This window comes from Rhodopseudomonas sp. (assembly GCF_036404135.1).
Lineage (GTDB): Bacteria > Pseudomonadota > Alphaproteobacteria > Rhizobiales > Xanthobacteraceae > Rhodopseudomonas_A.
The window spans coordinates 1-15,129 of sequence record NZ_DASWPE010000105.1 but is presented as its reverse complement, the minus strand read 5'-3'; the positions used below and the strand labels follow the sequence as shown (position 1 = coordinate 15,129).

The 15,129-nt window shown below is 66.5% G+C and carries 11 protein-coding genes; 10 read left to right on the top strand and 1 reads right to left on the bottom strand.

The genetic code is table 11. From position 1 onward, the window contains the following. Nucleotides 1-206: 206 nt before the first annotated feature. The 10 genes from VGC77_RS13150 to VGC77_RS13105 all read left to right on the top strand — a co-directional run bounded on the left by VGC77_RS13150 (nucleotide 207) and on the right by VGC77_RS13105 (nucleotide 13,220). On the top strand, nucleotides 207-623 hold the full coding sequence (locus tag VGC77_RS13150; protein WP_331172015.1) for a globin family protein: 417 nt from the start codon (nucleotides 207-209) through the stop codon (nucleotides 621-623). Then, the gene (locus VGC77_RS13145; protein ID WP_331172014.1) at nucleotides 620-1,843 is read left to right on the top strand and encodes an NAD(P)/FAD-dependent oxidoreductase; all 1,224 of its coding nucleotides are present in this window, start codon (nucleotides 620-622) and stop codon (nucleotides 1,841-1,843) included. Before VGC77_RS13150 ends, VGC77_RS13145 begins: the two co-directional genes overlap by 4 nt. 5 nt (nucleotides 1,844-1,848) lie before the next feature. Continuing rightward, nucleotides 1,849-3,603: a NirA family protein gene (locus tag VGC77_RS13140; RefSeq protein WP_331172013.1), complete on the top strand. Its 1,755-nt coding sequence runs from the start codon at nucleotides 1,849-1,851 to the stop codon at nucleotides 3,601-3,603. Then, a complete protein-coding gene (locus VGC77_RS13135) occupies nucleotides 3,600-5,219 on the top strand; it encodes a sulfite reductase subunit alpha (RefSeq protein ID WP_331172012.1) in 1,620 nt (539 codons plus the stop codon). Before VGC77_RS13140 ends, VGC77_RS13135 begins: the two co-directional genes overlap by 4 nt. Then, the gene (locus VGC77_RS13130) at nucleotides 5,219-7,948 is read left to right on the top strand and encodes a molybdopterin-dependent oxidoreductase (protein WP_331172011.1); all 2,730 of its coding nucleotides are present in this window, start codon (nucleotides 5,219-5,221) and stop codon (nucleotides 7,946-7,948) included. The genes VGC77_RS13135 and VGC77_RS13130 overlap by 1 nt, the downstream gene beginning before the upstream one ends. Before the next feature lie 33 nt (nucleotides 7,949-7,981). After that, a complete protein-coding gene (locus tag VGC77_RS13125; RefSeq protein ID WP_331172010.1) occupies nucleotides 7,982-8,554 on the top strand; it encodes a hypothetical protein in 573 nt (190 codons plus the stop codon). A gap of 65 nt (nucleotides 8,555-8,619) precedes the next feature. Next, entirely contained in the window at nucleotides 8,620-8,826 is a 207-nt protein-coding gene (locus VGC77_RS13120) for a hypothetical protein (RefSeq protein ID WP_331172009.1), read from the top strand. A 459-nt stretch (nucleotides 8,827-9,285) separates the two neighbouring features. Beyond that, nucleotides 9,286-10,284, top strand: a complete 999-nt coding sequence (locus VGC77_RS13115; protein WP_331172008.1) for a cytochrome-c peroxidase — start codon at nucleotides 9,286-9,288, stop codon at nucleotides 10,282-10,284. A gap of 235 nt (nucleotides 10,285-10,519) precedes the next feature. Continuing rightward, on the top strand, nucleotides 10,520-10,741 hold the full coding sequence (locus VGC77_RS13110; RefSeq protein WP_331172007.1) for a hypothetical protein: 222 nt from the start codon (nucleotides 10,520-10,522) through the stop codon (nucleotides 10,739-10,741). A 148-nt stretch (nucleotides 10,742-10,889) separates the two neighbouring features. After that, on the top strand, nucleotides 10,890-13,220 hold the full coding sequence (locus VGC77_RS13105) for an FdhF/YdeP family oxidoreductase (RefSeq protein WP_331172006.1): 2,331 nt from the start codon (nucleotides 10,890-10,892) through the stop codon (nucleotides 13,218-13,220). A 332-nt stretch (nucleotides 13,221-13,552) separates the two neighbouring features. Here VGC77_RS13105 and VGC77_RS13100 read toward each other — a convergent pair whose 3' ends face one another. Further along, the gene (locus VGC77_RS13100) at nucleotides 13,553-15,121 is read right to left on the bottom strand and encodes an ABC transporter substrate-binding protein (protein WP_331172052.1); all 1,569 of its coding nucleotides are present in this window, start codon (nucleotides 15,119-15,121) and stop codon (nucleotides 13,553-13,555) included. Nucleotides 15,122-15,129 lie beyond the last annotated feature (8 nt).

The following is a 15,129-nucleotide window of genomic DNA, read 5'->3' as shown; positions in this document are numbered from 1 at the left end:
CGGACTGGTGCGCCGACGCTTCCTTCACCCTCCCCTGGAGGGGGAGGGTCGGCATGTGGCGCGCGCAGCGCGGTGCATGCCGGGGTGGGGTGTGTCGCGCGCACGGCGGATGACCTCATCGCCACCCCACCCCGCTCGCTGCGCGAGCGACCCTCCCCTCCAGGGGAGGGTGATCCACGAAGCGACCGCAACGCCAGGAGACGACCATGACGCCCGCCGACATCGCTCTCGTCCAGGACAGCTTCTCCAAGGTCGCGCCGATTTCCGAACAGGCCGCGGCGTTGTTCTACGGTCGGCTGTTTGAGATCGCCCCTGACGTGAAGCCGATGTTCAAGGGCGATATCCGCGAGCAGGGCAGGAAGCTGATGGCCACGCTGGCCGTGGTGGTCGGCGGCCTCACCGATCTCAATAGCGTGCTGCCGGCGGCGAGCCGGCTCGCCAAGCACCATGTTGGCTATGGCGTGAAGGCCGCGCATTACGGCTTCGTCGGCGCCGCGCTGTTGTGGACGCTCGAACAGGGTCTCGGCGAAGCTTGGAATCCCGAACTCGCCAGCGCCTGGACCAGCGCCTACGCCACGCTGTCGGGCTACATGATCGCCGAAGCCTACGGCGTTGCCGCATGAGCGAGCCGCTGGTCATTATCGGCAACGGCATGGCGGCGCTGCGGCTGGTCGAAGAACTGGCCAAGCGCGCGCTCGGCCGCTACGCCATCGCGGTGGTCGGCGAGGAGCCGCACCTCGCCTATAACCGCGTGCTGTTGAGTTCGGTGCTGGCGCGAGAGATCGCACCCGCCGAGACCGAATTGAAACCCGCGTCGTGGTGGCGGGAGCGCGGCGTCACCTTGCTCTATGGCCGCAGCGCGATTGCGATCGACGCCGATATTCGCCGCGTCAAGCTCGCCGGCGGCGCCACGCTGCCGTTCGGCAAATTGGTGCTGGCGACAGGCTCGACGCCGATCCGGCTCAACGTCCCCGGCATGACTCTGCCCGGCGTGCTGACCTTCCGCGATCTCGCCGACGTCGCCGCGATCGCGCGCGCCGCGGAAGGCCGTCGCAAGGCCGTGGTGATCGGCGGCGGCCTGCTCGGCCTGGAAGCCGCCTACGGCTTGGCGAAAGCCGGCGTGGAGGTCGCCGTGCTGCATCTGATGGACCGGCTGATGGAACGCCAGCTCGACCCGCGCGCCTCAATGCTGCTGCAACACGCGCTGCAAGCCCGCGGCATCGAGGTGCAGCTTGGCGCCGACACCAAGGCGTTGCGCGGCCGCGACCGCGTCGAAGCGGTCGAACTCGCCGGCGGCGAACTGATCGAGGCGGATCTTGTGGTGGTCGCGGCCGGGATCCGGCCCAATGTCGAGCTCGCGCGCAGTGCTGGTCTCGCCATCGGCCGCGGCATCGTGGTCGATGATCAGTTGCAAACCAGCAGAGCCGGGATCTACGCGATCGGCGAATGCGCCGAACATCGCGGCACCTGCTACGGGTTGGTCGAGCCGGCCTATCAGCAGGCCGGCGTGCTGGCGGCGCATCTCGCCGGCGCCGCGGCCGCCTACACCGGCAGCGTGCTGGCGACCAATCTGAAAGTGTCCGGTGTCAACGTATTCTCGGCGGGCGACTTCATCGGCGCGCCGGGCAGCGAACAGATCGTGCTGTCCGATGCGGGGCTCGGCCATTACCGCAAGCTGGTGATCGCCGGTGGCAGGCTCAGCGGCGCGGTGCTGTTCGGCGATACGACCGACGCGCTGTGGTATCTCGATTTGATCCGCTCCGGCGCGCCGATCGCGGCGTTCCGCGACGACATGATGTTCGGCCGCGCTCTGGCCGAACGCTCCTCGAACCTGGCGGCGTAAGCGCGATGGGCAGCGAATTCAGCATCGACCAGAAGCGCTATCTCGAAGGCTTTGCCTCCGGCGTCACCGCGGCGCGCAGCGCGCGCGCCGTCAAGCCTTCGGAGCCTGCCCCGAGCGGCCCCGACGCCATCCACATCGACGCGCAGAACCGCACGTTGGCGGCGGGCAAAAAGCTGGTCGATCAGGAAAAATGGAAGCGCGACGAACATCCGTTCGACGCCTATGCGCGGCTGAAGAGCCAAGCCCGCGACAACGCCGCCCCGAAGCCCGCCGACAATTTCCGCTGGCGCTATTACGGGCTGTTCTACGTCGCGCCGGCGCAGACCTCCTATATGTGCCGGCTGCGGATTCCCAACGGCATCCTCAACGCCTGGCAATTCGCCGGCGTTGCGGATCTGGCGGATCGCCACGCCGGCGGCTATTGCCACGTCACCACCCGCGCCAATCTGCAGTTGCGCGAGATCGAACCGCGCCACGCGGTCGCCGTGCTCGAAGGCATCGAAAGTCTCGGGCTGTGGACCCGCGGCTCCGGCGCCGACAACATCCGCAACGTCACAGGTTCGGCCACCGCCGGCATCGATCCGCAGGAGCTCATCGACACCCGCGCTTACGCCCGGGAATGGCACTTCCACATTCTCAACACCCGCGCGCTGATCGGCCTGCCGCGCAAGTTCAACGTCGGCTTCGACGGCGCGGGGCTGATCCCGACGCTGGAAGACACCAACGACATCGGCTTCCAGGCCGTGGACGTGCAGCCCGGCTTCGGCGTCGCACCGGGCATCTGGTTTCGGCTCGCGCTCGGCGGCATCACCGGGCATCAGGATTTCGCCCGCGACACGGGCGTGATCGTTAAGCCCGACGACGCCACGCAACTCGCCGACGCCATCGTGCGGATCTATAGCGCGCATGGCGACCGCACCGACCGCGGCAAAGCGCGGCTGAAGTATCTGCTCGATGCCTGGGGCTTCGAGAAATTTTTGACCGAGGTCGAGAAGCTGCTCGGGCAGCCGCTGACGCGCGTGGCGGCCGACGCCATCGCGCCTCGGCCTATGTTCGATCGCGCCGCGCATATCGGCGTGCATCGGCAGAAGCAGGCCGGGCTGAACTGGATCGGCGTGGTGTTTCCCGTCGGCAAGATCACCACGGCGCAGATGCGCGGGCTTGCGCGCATCGCGCAACGCTTCGGCGACGGCGAGATCCGGCTGACGGTGTGGCAGAATCTGCTGATCTCCGGTGTCGCCGACGCCGACGTCGCAGCGACGCGCGCGGCGATCGACGCGCTGGGCCTTGCCACGCAGGCCAGCGCGCTGCGCGCCGGGCTGGTGTCCTGCACCGGCGCCACCGGCTGCCGCTTCGCCGCGGCGCATACCAAGGAGGATTCCGAGGCGATCGCGGCGTGGTGCGAGCCGCGCGTGGCATTGGACAGCCCGGTCAACATCCACCTCACCGGCTGCCACAATAGCTGCGCGCAGCATTACATCGGCGACATCGGGCTGATCGGCTGCAAGGTCGAGGTCTCGGAGGATGAGACCGTCGAGGGCTATCACATCCATGTCGGCGGCGGCTTCGGCCCCGACGCCGCGATCGGCCGCGAACTCTTTCGCGACGTCAAGGCGAGCGACGCGCCGCGCCAAGTCGAACAGATGCTGCAAGCCTATCTGGCGCGCCGCGCCACGCCGCAGGAAAGCTTCCTCGGCTTCGTGCGAAGGCACGAGGTCGAGACGTTGCAAGAGCTGTTCGCGATCGAGGTCCCCGCATGAACCAGACCACGCCGTCGCCGATCCCGTCGCTGGTGCCGGACAGCGCGCCGTTCTCCGAAGAGCAGCGCGCCTGGCTGAACGGCTTCTTCGCCGGCTTGGTGTCGCTGGATAGCGCAGGGATCACGCCGCTCTCCGCCGAGCAGGCGTCGGCGCTGCTGGGCGGCGCGCCGGCGCCCGCCGAGGACGATGACGGTGGCGCGCCATGGCACGACCAGACCCTGCCGCTCGCCGACCGCATGAAGAGTGCGGAGGACAAGCCGCTGCGCTGGAAGATGATGGCGGCGATGGCGCAGCAGGATTGCGGCCAGTGCGGCTCCGACTGCAAGACTTATTCAGGCGCGATCTTTGAAGGCAAAGAGACGCGGCTGAATCTCTGCGTGCCGGGCGGCAAGGAAACCACCCGCATGGTGAAGGCGCTGGCCGAGCAGCTCGGCGCCACGCCGCCGCTGCCGGCCGTTGCGGCGCCGGCCGTCACTGAAGCTGCGCCATCCACGCGGCCCGCGCCCGGCTGTTCGCGCGACAATCCGGCGACCGCCACCGTGGCGTCGTGCCGCAAGCTCAACAAACAAGGCTCGGAGAAGGAGACCTGGCACGTCGAATTCGATCTCGCGTCCTGCGAGCTCGACTACGTCGTCGGGGATTCCTTCGGCGTGTTTCCGACCAACGATCCGGTGCTGGTCGAGGCGGTGATCGCGGCGCTCGACGCACCGGCGGATTTTCCGATCGGCGGCCGCACCTTGCGCGAGGTGCTACACGACGGCGTGTCGCTGTCGCCGGCGCCCGACATGCTGTTCCAGCTGTTCTCCTACATCACCGGCGGCGAACGCCGGAAGCTCGCGCGTGCGCTTGCCAATGGCGAAGACCCGCATGGCGACGCGGCGACGCTCGACGTGCTGGCTGCGATCGAAAAATTCCCCGGCATCCGTCCCGACCCGGAAGCCTTCATCGAGGCACTCGATCCGTTGCAGCCGCGGCTGTATTCGATCTCGTCGTCGCCGAAGGCCACCCCCGGCCGGCTCGCGCTCACCGTCGACACGGTGCGCTACACCATCGGCAAGCGGCAGCGACTCGGCGTCGCCTCGACCTGTCTTGCCGAGCGCTTCATGCCCGGCGATCCGGTGCGGGTCTATGTGCAGAAGGCACACAATTTCGCGCTGCCCGCCGATCCCAACGTGCCGATCATCATGATCGGCCCCGGCACCGGCGTGGCGCCGTTCCGCGCCTTCCTGCACGAGCGTAGCGCCATCAAGGCGCCGGGCCGCAACTGGCTGTTCTTCGGCCATCAGCGCTCGAATTGTGATTTCTTCTACGAGGACGAATTCAAGGCGATGAAGACGTCCGGCGTGCTGACCCGGCTGACGCTGGCGTGGTCGCGCGACGGCGACCAGAAGATCTACGTGCAGGACCGCATGCGCGAGGTCGGCCGCGAGCTGTGGGCGTGGCTCGCCGACGGCGCCATCCTCTACGTCTGCGGCGACGCCAAGCGGATGGCCAAGGACGTCGAACTGGCGCTGGTCGATATCGTCGCACAATACGGCGCGCGCACCCCCGCGGAGGCCGCCGGCTTCGTCCACGAGTTGAAGAAGACCGGCCGCTATCAGCAGGACGTCTATTGATGAACGCGCAGCCTCCGCATCCGCTCGCGGTGAAGACCACCTGCGCCTATTGCGGCGTGGGCTGCGGGATTCTCGCGAGCCCCGACGGCCGCGGCGGCGCGGCGATCGCCGGCGATCCTGCGCATCCGGCGAATTTCGGCCGGCTGTGCTCGAAGGGCTCGGCGCTCGGCGAGACGCTGGGACTCGGAACCCGCCTCTTGCATCCGATGCTGCGCGGCGGCGACGGCGCGCTGAAGCAAACATCGTGGGACGCAGCGCTCGGCGCGGTCGCCAACGGTTTCACGGCGACCATCGCCAAGCACGGCCCGGACTCGGTGGCGTTCTATCTGTCCGGGCAATTGCTGACCGAGGATTACTACGTCGCCAACAAGCTGATGAAAGGCTTCATCGGCTCGGCCAATGTCGACACCAATTCGCGGTTGTGCATGGCCTCCTCGGTCGCCGGCCATCGCCGTGCCTTCGGCGCCGACGTCGTGCCGGGCAACTATGCCGATCTCGACGAGGCCGACCTGATCGTGCTGGTCGGCTCCAACGCCGCCTGGTGCCATCCGGTGCTGTATCAGCGCATGCTCGCCAACAAGCGCAACCGCGGCGCCAAGATCGTGGTGATCGATCCGCGCCGCACCGAAACCGTCGAGCCCGACGATCTGTTTCTCGGCCTCGCGCCGGGCATGGACGTGGCGCTGTTCAGCGGCCTCTTGGTGCATCTCGCCGACACGCTGGCGCTCGACTACGGTTATATCGACGCGCACACCGCCAATCTCACCGACGCCTTGGTGCGGGCGCGCGAGATCGCCCCCGACCTCGCCGCCACCGCCCGCGTCAGCGGCCTTGCCGAAGCCGACGTGGCGAAATTCTTCGCGCTGTTTCGCGGCACGCCGAAAGTTGTCACCTGCTTCTCGCAAGGCGTCAACCAATCGGCGCAGGGCACCGACAAGGTCGGCGCCATCATCAATTGCCATCTCGCCACCGGGCGGATCGGCAAACCAGGGATGGGACCGTTCTCGCTGACCGGACAGCCCAATGCGATGGGCGGCCGCGAAGTCGGCGGCCTCGCCAATCAGCTTGCAGCGCATATGGATTTTACGCCGGACAACATCGACCGCGTCGGCCGGTTCTGGCGGGCGTCGAACATGGCTGAGCGCGACGGCCTCAAGGCGGTGCAGCTGTTCGAGGCCATTGCGCGCGGCGAGATCAAGGCGCTGTGGGTGATGGCGACCAATCCCGCGGTGTCGCTGCCGCGCGCTGGCGCGATGCGCGACGCGCTGCGCAAACTCGATCTGCTGGTGATCTCGGAAAACGTCGCCGGCAACGACACGCTCGATGCGCGGCCGCATGTGCTCTTGCCGGCGGCGGCGTGGGGCGAGAAGGACGGCACCGTCACCAATTCGGAGCGGCGGATCTCGCGGCAGCGGCCGTTCCTGCCGCTACCCGGCGAGGCCAAGCCGGACTGGTGGATCGTCGCGCAAGTGGCGCAGCGCATGGGGTTTTCGCAAGCCTTCACCTATCGATCCGCCGCCGAGATTTTTCGCGAGCACGCCGCACTCTCGGCCTTCGAGAACGAGGGCGGTCGCGCCTTCGATATCGGCGCGTTGGCGACGCTGAGCGATCAGGCCTTCAACGCGCTGGAGCCGGTGCAATGGCCGGCGCGGTCGGGCGAAGCTCCGAGCGAGTCGCGGCTGTTTGCCGATGGCGGTTTCTTCACCGCGGATCGCCGCGCGCAACTGATCGCGCCGCAACCACCGAGCCCGCGCGAAGCCGTGTCGGCGCAATTTCCGTTTCGCCTCAACACCGGGCGGCTGCGCGACCAATGGCACACCATGACGCGCTCCGGGCTGAGCCCGCGGCTCGCCGCCCACCGCCCAGAACCGTTCGTCGAGTTGCACGAAAAAGATGCGGCAAACTTGAGGCTGCGCGCCGGTGGCTTTGCCCGGGTGACGACGGCGTATGGAAGCTGCATTCTGAAGGCCGTCGTCAGCGAGGGACAGCGGCCGGGCTCGCTGTTCGCGCCGATCCATTGGAGCGATGCCACCGCCTCCTCGGCGCGGCTCGGCGATCTGGTGGCGCCGATCACCGATCCGTTGTCCGGACAACCCGAGGCCAAGGCGACGCCGGCTGCGATCGCGCCGGTCGTCTTCGCGTGTCGCGGCTTTGCGCTGAGCCGAACGCCGCTGTCGCTGCCGCCGGAGAGTTGGTGGTCGCGGGTGGCGGTGCAGAACGGTCACGGCCTGCTGTTTGCCAGCAACGATTCTGCGGCGGCGTGGCGCGCCCGTGCGCTTGAGATGTTCGGCGCAGCCGAACTTGCGGAATATGTCGATGAGCCCGGCGGGCAGTATCGCGCCGCGGCGTTCGTCGACGGCCGACTGCTCGGCTGCCTGTTCGTCGGCCCGGCGGAGGCCGCGCCGCAATGGGAGGCGGTGAAGGCGTTGTTTGAAGGCGAAGTGGTCGATGCCGCGCAGCGCCGCGCGGTGCTGTCGGGGAAATCCGCCGGCCCCGATGCAGGGCCGATCGTCTGCGCCTGCTTCGGCGTCGGCCTCAACGCCATCAACGCGGCGCTGCAGCGCGGCGCGTCCAGCGTCGAGCAGATCGGCCAGCGGCTGCGCGCCGGCACCAATTGCGGCTCCTGCCTGCCAGAGTTGCGCCGCATCGTCGGCGCCGCGGCCGCGGTGCAGCCGACTGATGAAACGCTGCGGGAACCAAGTGCAACGATGGCAATTGTTCCGGGGTGATTGATCACACCTTGTTGCTTAGTTGGAGGTCCCATGGACACCGAGAAGACCCCGTCATCGGCCGATGAGGCCGCGACCGCCGAGCCGTCGGCTCCCGCCGAGAAGCCGAAGCCGCTGGTCGACAACCTCATCGACATCGTCATCGACGGCGCCGCGGCGCTGGCCAAGGGCGCGGCGAAGACCGCGGCCAAGCGCGTCGCCAAATCGGCCGGCAAGACCCGGCCCGGCAAGGCCATCGAGTCGGTGACCAAGGCGGTGACGCAGGCCGCGCCGAAGCCGGCGTCGGCCAAGAAGGCGGCGAAGAAGATCGTCAAGAAGGCGGTCAAGAAGGCCGCGGCGAAGTCCTCGACCGCCAAGAAGACCTCGAAGAAGACCTCGAAGAAGGCAGCGAAGACCGCGAAGAAGTCTGGCGGCAGCAAGACCGCCGGCAGGAAGACCGGCAAAGCCGCCAAGTCTGGCAAGACCGCCAAGAAAACCACCAAGAGCGCGGCCAAGAAAGCCGGCAAGAAAACCGGCAAGAAAACCGGGAAGTCGAGCAGCAAGGCCGCCGGCAAGAAGGGCTCGGCGAAGTCATCGGCCAAGCGCGGCAAGACGTCCAAGCGCTGACCCGCTTGCGCAACCGCCGCCGTCGCAGCCCGTGAACCTTGCTGCGACGTCGACGTTGGACAAGCATGTCGGACGCTGTGGATTATTTCCGCGCCTATGCACGCCGCGCCATCTGCCGCGCGCGAACCATGCCGTTCGGCCGCAGCAAGCGGCTACAGCGCGTCATCGCGCGGATCTATCATCTCCTCAGCAAGGAAGCCGCTTACGGTCCGAACCTCGATCACATCAGCGATTTCCGGGCCGCAGAAAAGCTGGAAAAGACGTTGCGCTGAACGGAGCGGTCAGCGGCCGGCGCCGCGCTCTGTAATGCCGGCCTCACCCGCCTTCGACGCCGGGTGACCAGCGGCTCGGCCCCCGTTGCGCAAGACGACGTCAGCACAATCCAGCTCGGCGCGTGATGGCTAGCGCGTTCGATCGGCTGCGCCGGAAATTCGGCGTCGCCGCATTGCAATTCCTGCAGGCAGACGATGTCCGGCCGGGCCTGCGTCAGCAGGCTCTGAGATGGTCAGGCTCTGAGATGGTCGGGCTCTGAGGCAACCAGCCCACGACCGCCGCATTCAGCGCGCCTCCGCAGCGCCGCACCTCCCGCGCTAGTTGCACATCAGTCTTATTAAAATTGACCGCGGTCAATTCCGAGTGATCAGCACTTTGCTAGAATAGAAATAGTTTGCAAGAGCGGCGGGCGAAGACCCGGGGGGTTGGGCGCCCGCCGCCTCATTCGAGGGGCTCCCATGACCATTTCCAAAGCACTGCTGCTGGCAACGACCCTCTGTATCTCGACACCCGTCTGGGCCGCACCGGCCGACGAACCGATCAAGCCGCTGCCGGCGGCGGTGGTCAAAGACCCCAAGCTGGTCGAACTCGGCAAGAAGCTGTTCTTCGATCCGCGGCTGTCGCTGTCCGGCTTCATCTCCTGCAATTCCTGCCACAACCTGTCGATGGGCGGCTCCGACAACCTGAAGAGCTCGATCGGCCACAACTGGCAGAAGGGCCCGATCAATTCGCCGACGGTGCTGAACTCCAGCCTCAACGTCGCGCAGTTCTGGGATGGCCGGGCGCTGACCCTGGTCGACCAGGCCGGCGGCCCGATCGCCAATCCCGGCGAGATGGCCTCCACCCACGAGCTGGCGGTGGCGACGCTGCAGTCGATCCCGGGCTATGTCGGCGAGTTCAAGTCGGTGTTCGGCAACGACAAAGTGACGATCGAGGAAGTCACCAAGGCGATCGCGGCGTTCGAAGAAACCCTGGTCACGCCGAATTCGCGGTTCGACAAATGGCTGAAGGGCGACAAGAAGGCGCTGACCCCGGTCGAACTGGCGGGCTACGAGCTATTCAAGGATTCCGGCTGCACCGCCTGCCACAACGGCTCGGCGGTCGGCGGCAACACCTTCCAGAAGATGGGCGTGGTGGAAGCCTACAAGACCACCAACCTGGCGCAGGGCCGCATCGCGGTGACCAAGGAAGAAGCCGACCGCTTCAACTTCAAGGTGCCGACCTTGCGTAACGTCGAACTGACCTATCCCTACTTCCATGACGGCGAGGCGGCGACGCTGAGCGAGGCGGTGGAAACCATGGGGCGGATCCAGCTCGGCAAGAAATTCACTGACGACGAGAACAGCAAGATCGTCGCCTTCCTGAAGACGCTGACCGGCGACCAGCCCGATTTCAAATTGCCGATCCTGCCGCCGTCGACCGACAAGACCACGCCGCCGAAGCCGTTCAACAACTAACCGCGGCGCCAAGCCGGATCATCGCGCGCGATCATCAAGCGATCATCGACCAAGCCCGACGGCAGCGATGCCGTCGGGCTTGTCGTTTGCGGCGCGCGAACTTTTTGCAGCCGCGAAAGGCTCCCGACGCAGCCGCAAAATGGTTCCAAATGATATTTCGCCGCGTTGTGTTGGAAACCGGACCAAGCTTTTCGGGTTTGTTGGATAGGTTGATTTGCCACGATGGAGCGAAGACATGAAACGGGTCGCGACGACCTATTTGTCCAGCGAGGAAATCCAGCAGATCGCCAGCGAGCAGCTCAAGGAGGCCGAGGCGTTACCGGACGGCCCGGCGCGCGACGAAGTGATGCGCGCGGCGCAGACGCTGTCCAACCTCGCCGACATGAAACGCTGGCTGTCCTCGAAAGAGCTGCAGGCGCCGCAGCTGTCGACCGCGCCTCCCCAGCGCCGCCGCTGAGGAGCCGCTGACGTCATTGGGCCTGCTCGGCGCAGCGTCGATCACCGCTTGGTCATCGGCGGAACTTTCGTACCGTTCCGAACATTCCACTCCGGTCATAGCCCTGCCCGCGACGATTGCGCCGCGCCGGGCGACCGGAGTGAGCAGCATGGCCTCGAAGCGGGAATTGGGACCGGATCTGGTCGTCGAAGCGAACGACGAACCGGCGGGCGGCTGGGGTTCGTTGCGCTCGGTGGCGAAAAGCCTCACCCGCGACCGGGTGCCGTTCACCGGCCCGGACCTGCTGCTGAAGCAGAACAAGAATGACGGCTTCATGTGCGTGAGCTGCGCCTGGGCCAAGCCGGCCGACCCGCGGGTGTTCGAATTCTGCGAAAACGGCGCCAAGGCCACCACCTGGGAAGTCACCAGCAAGCGGGTGACGCCGGCGTTCTTCGCCGAACGCACCGTGACCGAACTGGAGGCCTGGGACGATCATGAACTCGAGGATGCCGGGCGGCTGACCGCGCCGCTGCGCTGGGATGCGGCCAGCGACACATATCTGCCGGTGAGCTGGGACGAAGCGTTCGCCGAGATCGGCCGCGAATTGAAGGCGCTGCAGCCCGACAGCGCGGTGTTCTACGCCTCCGGCCGCGCCTCGCTGGAAACCGCCTTCATGTATTCGCTGCTGGCGCGGGCCTATGGCAACAACAACCTGCCCGACAGCTCCAACATGTGCCACGAGACCACCTCGGTGGCCTTGCCGGAAAGCATCGGCGTGCCGGTCGGCACCTGCACGCTCGACGATTTCACCAAGACCGATTGCATCTTCTTCTTCGGCCAGAACGTCGGCACCTCGAGCCCGCGCATGCTGCATCAATTGCAGGAGGCCGCCAAACGCGGCGTGCCGATCGTCACCTTCAATCCGTTGCGCGAGCCCGGCCTGGTCGAATTCTCCAATCCGCAATCGCCCACCGAAATGCTGATCAGCGAGCCGACCAAGATCTCCTCGCAATATCACCAGGTGAAAGCCGGCGGCGACACCGCGGCGATGCTCGGCATCGCTAAGATTCTGTTCGCGCTCGACGACGCCGCCTCGGCTGAGGGCGCCACCGCCCTGCTCGACCACGATTTCATCCGCGAACATACCAACGGCTTCGAGCAGTTCGCCGCCGCGGCGCGCGCCGCGACCTGGAGCGACATCGAACGACATTCCGGCCTCAGCCGCACCGCGCTGGAGGCTGCGGCCACGGTCTATGCCCACGCCAAATCGGTGATCTTCATCTACGGCATGGGGCTGACCCAGCATAAGAAGGGCGTCGAGACCGTGCAGACGCTGGTCAATCTGGCGCTGCTGCGCGGCAATATCGGCCGCCCCGGCGCCGGCATCTGTCCGGTGCGCGGCCATTCCAACGTGCAGGGCCAGCGCACCGTCGGCATCACCGAGAAGCCGGAGATGGTGCCGGCGGACAAGATCAAACAATTGTTCGACATCGACGTGCCGCAGAAAAAGGGGCTCAACACCGTCGAGGCCTGCGAGAAGATCATCGACGGCAGCGTGCGCGCGGTGATCTCGCTCGGCGGCAATCTCGTGCGCGCGGTGCCGGAGCATCGGCTGGTGACGCCGGCCTGGCGCAAGCTGAGGCTCACCGTGCAGATCATCACCAAGCTGAACCGCACCGCGCTGGTGCATGGCGAGGTGTCGTTCATCCTGCCCTGCCTCGGCCGCATCGAAATCGACACCCAGGCCAGCGGGCCGCAGGCGGTGTCGGTCGAGGACAGCGTCGGCTTCATGCACGGCTCGCGCGGCCAGATAGAGCCGGCCAGCACGGAGTTGTTATCGGAGCCGAAGATCGTCGCCGAGATCGCCAAGGCGACGCTGACGGGCAGCAAGGTGCCGTGGGACGACTGGGTAGCGGACTACAGCAAGGTGCGCGACGCCATCGCCGCGACCTATCCAAAAATCTTCCACGACTTCAACGCCAGGCTGTGGCAGCCCGGCGGCTTCCACCGCCCGCTCGGCGCAAGGCACCGGCAATGGGAGACCAAGACCGGCAAGGCGAATTTCATCACGCCCACCACGCTGACCTCGGACATCGCCATGTCGGAGGAGGCGCGCGACGTGGTGCAACTGATCACGCTGCGCACCAACGGCCAGTTCAACACCACGATCTACAATTACGACGACCGTTTCCGCGGCATCTACGGCTCTCGGGAAGTGGTGCTGATGCATAAGAACGACATCGACCGCTTCTCGCTGCGCGAGGGCGACCTGATCACGCTGCAGACCGCGGTCGATGACGGCGTCGACCGCGAGGTCGGCGGGCTTCGCGTGGTGGCCTATGATATTCCGGAAGGCTGCATCGGCGGCTACTATCCGGAATGCAACCCGCTGATCCCGCTGTGGCACCACGCCGAAAAGAGCAAGGTGCCGGCGGCGAAATCGATCCCGGTGCGGGTGCTTCCGCGGGCGGCGGTGGCGGCGGCGGCGGCGGCGGCGTAGTTCGACCGCCGACTGGTCATGTAAACGATACGATACAGGGCGCCCGTTCCAAGCACTGATTCACCTCTCCCCGCGTGCGGGGAGAGGTCGACCCGGCGTAGCGCCAGCGAAGCCGGGTCGGGTGAGGGGGCGCCTCAACATAACGAGGCGCCCCCTCACCCGACTCGAACGCGCTACGCGCATTCGAGCCACCCTCTCCCCGCAAGCGGGGCGAGGGGCGTGCCGCTACGTCATTCCGGGGCGCGAGAGCGATAACTCGAGCGAACCCGAAATCTTGCTACGAGTGCTGGTGCGTGGCGTGCCCAACCACGCGCCCCGCAATGCTCTTTGGACTACTCCTTCTTCTCGATATTCCAGAACACCGGGGTCGCCGGGCCGGTGAGCACGCCGGACAGCGACTTCCGCCAGGCGCTCGGCACCTTGTACTGGCCGAGCGGGATATACAGCACCTGCTCATAGACCCGCGCCTGGATCGCTTCGGCGAGCTGCTTCTGCTCATCGAGCGCCTTGGCGCGCGCAAACTTGTCGCGCAGCGCTTCCATGGCCGGATCGTCCGGCCAACCGAACCAGCCGCCGTTCTTGCCCTTGCCGCTGGTGGAGACGTTGGCGATCGGGTTGAGAATTTCCGGGCCGGCCCAGTTGGTGAAGAACATGTTCCAGCCGCCGTCCTTCACTGGCTTCTGGCTGGCGCGCCGCGTCACCACGGTCTGCCAGTCGGTGGCCTGCACGTCGACCTTGAAGCCGGCGTCGCGCAACAATTGCGCCGCCACGATCGGCTGCGCGCGCAGCGTGCCGACGTCGGTCGGCGCCATCAGCGCGATCGGCGTGCCGTCGTAACCGCTCTCGGCCAGAAGCTTCTTGGCCTCCGCCATGCCGTTGCCCTTGACCAGGCTTTCGGAGCCGACGTCGGTCGCCAGCGGCGTATCGCAGCCGAACACCGCGCCGCACACTTTGTAGTAGTCCGGATTGCCGACCAGCGCGTCGAGCACCGGCTTCTCGCTCATCGCCAGGAACGCGGCGCGCCGCACCTTGATATTGTCGAACGGCGGATACAGGAAATTCATCCGCCCCAGCGTCTGATAGCCGAGCGGGCTCAGCGTCTGCACGGTCACCTCGCTGTCGGCGAGCAGCACCGGCAGAATATCGAAGGACGGGTTTTCGAGGAAATCGATGTCGCCGGATTGCAGCGCGTTCACCGCGGTCTGCGCATCCGCCATGGTCAGCCATTCGACGCGGTCGACCTTCACCACCTTGCCGCCGGAGGTCCAGCTCGGCGGCTCGGCGCGCGGCACATAGTCGGTGTTCTTGACATACACCGCCTTGACGCCGGGCTGGAACTCGGCGGCGACGAATTTGAACGGACCGGAACCGATCTGCTCGGAAATCGCGGTGCCCGCTGGCGTCGCGGCGATCCGCTTCGGCATCATGAACGGCACCAGCGACGACGGCTTGCCGATCGATTCCAGCACCAGCGCGTAGGGCTCCTTCAGTTTCAGCGTGATGGTCTTGGGGTCGGTGGCCTCGATGCTCGCGGTGAAGTCCATGAGCTTCTGGCCCATGCCATCCGCCTTGCCCCAGCGCTTGAGCGAGGCCACGCAATCCTCGGCAGTAACGGGTGCGCCGTCATGCCATTTCAATCCGTCGCGCAGGGTGAAGGTGTAGGTGAGCTTGTCGTCGGAGACCTTGAACTCGGCCATCTGCGGCTGGATCTTGAAGTTGGAATCTTCCGCAAGCAGCGTGTCATAGATCATGTAGCCGAAGTCGCGAATGATATAGGCGGTCGTCGTCATGCCCGGCGTGCGCAGATCGGCATGCATAACCGCGGTGATGGTCTTGCCGGCCGCCAGTATCGGCGTCGACGACACGAGCGCGGCCGCCAGTGCGACCGACGCGATCGTGATACCCTTCC

Excerpts from the sequence above, each read along its gene's own strand:
- VGC77_RS13120 (WP_331172009.1), top strand. The coding sequence starts at position 8,620 with ATGTCGGACGCTGTGGATTATTTCCGCGCCTATGCACGCCGCGCCATC.
- VGC77_RS13115 (WP_331172008.1), top strand. The coding sequence starts at position 9,286 with ATGACCATTTCCAAAGCACTGCTGCTGGCAACGACCCTCTGTATCTCG.
- VGC77_RS13105 (WP_331172006.1), top strand. The coding sequence starts at position 10,890 with ATGGCCTCGAAGCGGGAATTGGGACCGGATCTGGTCGTCGAAGCGAAC.
- VGC77_RS13135 (WP_331172012.1), top strand. The coding sequence starts at position 3,600 with ATGAACCAGACCACGCCGTCGCCGATCCCGTCGCTGGTGCCGGACAGC.
- VGC77_RS13110 (WP_331172007.1), top strand. The coding sequence starts at position 10,520 with ATGAAACGGGTCGCGACGACCTATTTGTCCAGCGAGGAAATCCAGCAG.
- VGC77_RS13125 (WP_331172010.1), top strand. The coding sequence starts at position 7,982 with ATGGACACCGAGAAGACCCCGTCATCGGCCGATGAGGCCGCGACCGCC.
- VGC77_RS13140 (WP_331172013.1), top strand. The coding sequence starts at position 1,849 with ATGGGCAGCGAATTCAGCATCGACCAGAAGCGCTATCTCGAAGGCTTT.
- VGC77_RS13145 (WP_331172014.1), top strand. The coding sequence starts at position 620 with ATGAGCGAGCCGCTGGTCATTATCGGCAACGGCATGGCGGCGCTGCGG.
- VGC77_RS13130 (WP_331172011.1), top strand. The coding sequence starts at position 5,219 with ATGAACGCGCAGCCTCCGCATCCGCTCGCGGTGAAGACCACCTGCGCC.
- VGC77_RS13150 (WP_331172015.1), top strand. The coding sequence starts at position 207 with ATGACGCCCGCCGACATCGCTCTCGTCCAGGACAGCTTCTCCAAGGTC.